We start from the raw sequence: 3,440 nt of genomic DNA on the forward strand, positions 1-3,440 counted from the left end.
GGCACGGCAGGCACGGACTCGCAAGCCCCGTCCGTCAGCGAAAACACAATTATGACCTTTATTTATCACCAAAATGGCAAAACAACACAAAAAGCCAATGGCGACACAATTATGACCTTCTCGTGTCGCCGACGGCTCGTAAAATCGAGGGAGACCACCGTGCACGAGATCTACAACGGAATGTCCGCGACCGCTCTGCCGCAGGTCACCTGGCAGAAGAGCCGGCGGAGCAACTCGCAGGGAAACTGCGTGGAGATGGCCCGACTGTCAGCGGACTCCGTCGCGGTCCGCAACTCCAGGCATCCGGAAGGTCCCGCACTGATCTACACCCGCGCCGAGATCGAGGCGCTCATCCTCGGGGCCAAGGACGGTGACTTTGACAACCTGTTCCAGTAGAAACCTCGGATGAACCCGAGGCAGCCAGGCGCTTCGCGCCTCCCGGGGCGCGAAACCGCACGGTCGTGCTGCCCACCGTGCCTCAGGTCTGGCTGAGGATCCGGCTGAGGACCTCAGCGGTGCTGGCCGGAGGCAAGCTGTCGAGACAGAGGCGGTTCATGGCCTCCAGGTAACGGTCGACGTCCTCGCGCTTGTCCAGATAGACGGCACCGCCGAGCTGCTCCAGGTAAACGACATCCGACATATCCTCTTCGGGAAAGCGCAGGATACTGAACGCGCCGCCTTCAGCGGCATGAACGCCGAAGAGGAACGGCATGATCTGAAAAGTGAGATTCGGCCGCTCCGTGAGCGTCGTGAGGTACTCGAGCTGAGCACGCATCACCTTGGGCCCACCTATCGGCCGCCGTAGTGCGGCCTCATCCACGACCACCCATAACCGAGGATGATCTGGCCGCATCAGCAGTCTCTGTCGATTCATCCGTACACTGATCCGACGCTCGACGGCCTTGGCCGGCATCCCCTTGTAACCCTGAGTAATAATGGCGCGGGCGTAGTCCTCGGTCTGGAGCAGGCCCGGAATGAACTGGACCTCGTAGGTGCGGATCAGAGCCGCGGCCTCCTCCAGCCCGATGTAGGACTGGAACCAACCTGGTAGGACATCGGTGTAGCTGTGCCACCACCCAGGTTGGTTGGCCTCACGGACCAGCGATAACAACGGCGCCCGTTCAGCCTCGTCGGTGACACCGTAGAAGGTCAACAGATCAGCCACGTCGCGTTCCTTGAAGCTGACCCGTCCCAACTCCAGGCGGCTGATCTTCGATTCAGACGCCCGGATGCTGTATCCCGCATCCTCGCGGCTGATGCCCCGGTCCTCACGTAGCCGGCGGAGCTGGGAACCAAGGAGGATCCGACGCACAGTCGGACCACCTCCGGACTCAGCGGTCGTCACGATCAGTCCCCCTCAACATCGGTCAGGGCAAGAGTATGCCATCCGATCTTCCATCGCCCCACAGACGCCCACGCCACATGCACGTGCACCCGGACCTTGCATTTGCACACTACGAGCGCCATGATGTGCAAGCACCCTCACTCACGCCGCGAAAGTGGGGATCCCGGGAGGCCGTGATGATAACCCACGGCGTCCGCCTCACCTACTTCGCGATGGCGACGGCTCGCAGGGGGGAACCGTCGGCGAGGCGGGGCTTCAGACAGACAGCGGGTGGTCAGATAGCGACTACTCGTTGTCGAAGTTCCGGCGGCGTGATTGCAGGGGTGCGTCGTAGGGATTGGTTCGCAAACTTGGTGGTCAGGCACATGATGGGCGCGCAGATGTGGTTATCGGTCGTCGATGCCACGGAACAGCTCACCGTCATCTGGAACGCGGCTGACCGGCGGGCGCTTGCCGGCCCGGCTAACGGGCCGGTTTCCGACGGTGCCAACGGTGTAACCGGCCGGGCGCGGGGGGCCAAGGGGGCCGCAATGCGATCCCCTTGGAGTACAGCGCAGGCTCATCCGCGCATCCACCCCACTGCTGGCGACACCCCCGGAGGGGGGCTGTGGTGATAGGCAACAACGCCAACGGCGCAGATACCGAGCGTGCGAATGCCGGCCGCACGGATATCGACCGTGCGGATAGCGACCGTGTGACTCAGTTGCCGATCGATGTCCATGTGCTGATGTGGCGCGCGGACGGGTCGGTTCTGCTGGGCTGTTCCGGCGAGCCGGATTCACCGTGGCGGCTTCCATGGGGCGAGTTACACGGGCATGAACCGGCGATAGAGGCCGTGCTTCGAATCGCCGACGACACGGTGTCGGTGATGGCGATGGCAGCGCATGTGTGGCTCGCGCACGTGGCGCATCATCATTACGGCGATACCGGTGAACGGGTGGGGTTGTTCTTCCGGTTGACCCACTGGCGCGGCATGCCAGCGCCAGGCCGGGACCAGCGGGTGGGCCGCCTTCAGTGGCACCATCTGGACGCCCTGCCGGAGTCGCTCGCCGCCTTGGACCGGGAGGCGCTGGCCCGATGGCAGGACAATGACATGTATTCGGAGCTGGGGTGGAATCCCCAACGGATGGGTGCCGTCCCACGTCTGCGTGGCATCGCGGGTTTCCGGGCATCGTCGTAGGTAGTGGGTAGTGGTCGGTCGTCGGTCGTCGGTCGTCGGTCGTAACTGTCGGTCAGTGCGACCGTGTTCCCGTGGTTCCGGCGACCACGGGATGCGCCTGGAATGCGTCACAGATGGCTACCTGGCGATCAACGTGCCGACCTCCACCCTGGTTCGGCGGGATGATCACAAAACTCGCGTACGGCAAGCATGCGTCCTTGGCATCGGATGTGCCCGCGGAACGAACGGCTGTCCATTCGACCCCGAACGACGCGCTGTGCTGTGGCTGAAGGACAACTGTTCCCGGTGGGCCCACCCTGAACAGGCTGCCGCCTTCGGACCGGGCGGCGGACCGCTCCTGGCGGCCTTCGCTGTTCAACGCGACCACGGACGGATAGCCGATCAACGAACACGGCCGGTCTGCGATGTCGGTGAGGACAACGACGAACCCCTGACGTTCAGCGGACGCGGCGCCCGTCATCGGACCGGCATCAAGCCGTAGCTCGGACTCGCCACACACCGGCGGTGACCCGGGTGCGGGAGTCAGCTGGCCGCCGGGCACGGGCGACGGGCGGGGGGATGAGCCCTGGTCACTGCCGGTCTGCGCCCTGATACCCGCCTCCGCGCCGAGCGGAGCCTGGATCTTCGTCGGCGTTGCGTCAGCTGCCGGCGCGGCACCACCGGAACTGCATGCGCCAGCACCGGCGCCGAGGACCACCAGCCCGGCTCCGATCGCGATGAACCGGCTCGCACGGGTCCGGGGTCTTTTCACCATAAGGCAGAAGTCTCGCACCAGTCGTCCATCCACCGGCTGCGGCCCATGACCGGCCGCAGCCGGGTCACCGGCCATGCCACGCCTTCGCAGTGGTAACGGTCACACCACGGGGTAAGGAACAGTTCACCCGGCCGGCGTCCTGACAGCGGACACCAGTCACA

General features: G+C 64.6%; 4 protein-coding genes. 2 read left to right on the forward strand and 2 right to left on the reverse strand.

Translation table 11 applies throughout. The features are described 5' to 3' along the window. Positions 1-159 precede the first annotated feature (159 nt). The gene (locus U9980_RS14560) at positions 160-396 is read left to right on the forward strand and encodes a DUF397 domain-containing protein (protein ID WP_322750160.1); all 237 of its coding nucleotides are present in this window, start codon (positions 160-162) and stop codon (positions 394-396) included. Positions 397-478: 82 nt separating this feature from the next. Here U9980_RS14560 and U9980_RS14565 read toward each other — a convergent pair whose 3' ends face one another. After that, positions 479-1,345 carry a helix-turn-helix transcriptional regulator gene (locus tag U9980_RS14565; protein ID WP_322750159.1) on the reverse strand — a complete coding sequence of 289 codons (867 nt, stop codon included), beginning with the start codon at positions 1,343-1,345 and terminating at the stop codon, positions 479-481. A gap of 694 nt (positions 1,346-2,039) precedes the next feature. On the opposite strand from U9980_RS14565, the gene U9980_RS14570 reads away from it, so the two are divergent. Next, complete coding sequence (locus U9980_RS14570; RefSeq protein ID WP_322768406.1) at positions 2,040-2,525, forward strand: NUDIX domain-containing protein; 486 nt, start codon at positions 2,040-2,042, stop codon at positions 2,523-2,525. 52 nt (positions 2,526-2,577) lie between these two features. Here U9980_RS14570 and U9980_RS14575 read toward each other — a convergent pair whose 3' ends face one another. Continuing rightward, positions 2,578-3,279 carry a DUF4232 domain-containing protein gene (locus tag U9980_RS14575; RefSeq protein ID WP_322752873.1) on the reverse strand — a complete coding sequence of 234 codons (702 nt, stop codon included), beginning with the start codon at positions 3,277-3,279 and terminating at the stop codon, positions 2,578-2,580. Positions 3,280-3,440: the final 161 nt, after the last annotated feature.

It is taken from the genome of Protofrankia sp. Cr1 (genome assembly GCF_963555865.1).
Classification (GTDB): Bacteria; Actinomycetota; Actinomycetes; order Frankiales; family Frankiaceae; genus Protofrankia.

Bases quoted from the DNA above. Each gene is read 5' to 3' on its own strand.
- U9980_RS14575 (WP_322752873.1), bottom strand. From the start codon at position 3,279: ATGGTGAAAAGACCCCGGACCCGTGCGAGCCGGTTCATCGCGATCGGA.